The organism is Vibrio sp. 1288 (genome assembly GCF_033344475.1).
In genome coordinates, this window is the sequence record NZ_JAWPOX010000366.1 from 1 (window position 1) to 786 (window position 786).

The following is a 786-nucleotide window of genomic DNA, read 5'->3' on the forward strand; positions in this document are numbered from 1 at the left end:
ATTTGGCAAATGCGACAGGGTATAGAAATCAGCTTGCTCCACTTGCGTTCTAGCAGCGAAGCTAAACAACCTAGATTGGTAACTGTAACTCAGAGCGTATGAGCTGGATTGGTCTTTAAAATTACTGACTCGAAAAGAGGCATCTACCGTACCTAAGTTGAACGCATTACTAACAAAACCCAGCCCCGCAACAATTAGGTCATCTTTTGCTTCAGCTTGTGTTTCCAAGGTTAACCAATCCGTCATGCCATGACGCATCGCTACAACAACGCCACCAGCACCATATTCATTCGATGCGTTTCCAAAATCTTCTCTGAGCGCACCAATACTGGCACTGTAGGAAGTAAATCCTGTTTTCAACAAATCGGAAGAGAGGAAAAACGGGCTGGTCATGACCGTTTGTCGGCCTTGAGCATCAGTCGCAATGACGGTTGCTTCACCCGCGCCAGAGATCATGGGAATGTCGTTAATAACGAAAGGGCCTGGCCCGACGGCCATTGAGTCGGTTTTAAAGCCATTGATGAATAAATCCAAGGTCGTGGGCGCAGTGACCTCACCATAAAACGCTGGCAATGGCGTCGTCACTACGTCGGGGCGCATAGAAAAATCATGCGACAACTGAAAGCCCGCCATTCTCACCGGCTGACTCCAAGACAAAGGACGGACGATGTAGTCTCCGACTTCCAAACGAAGTCGTCGCGCCTGATTGGCGTACTCATACCCTGTATCGAAACGGGTGTATTGACTGCTTTGCTGAGACTGAACATCGCGGTGAAAATTGGATTT

Annotated in this window: 1 protein-coding gene; it reads right to left on the reverse strand. The window is 48.3% G+C overall.

Annotation, left to right across the window (positions count from 1 at the left end; translation table 11 throughout):
- Positions 1 to 786, reverse strand: a 786-nt coding sequence (locus R8O11_RS26795) for a fimbria/pilus outer membrane usher protein (protein WP_318194820.1), incomplete at both ends; no start/stop codon positions are given.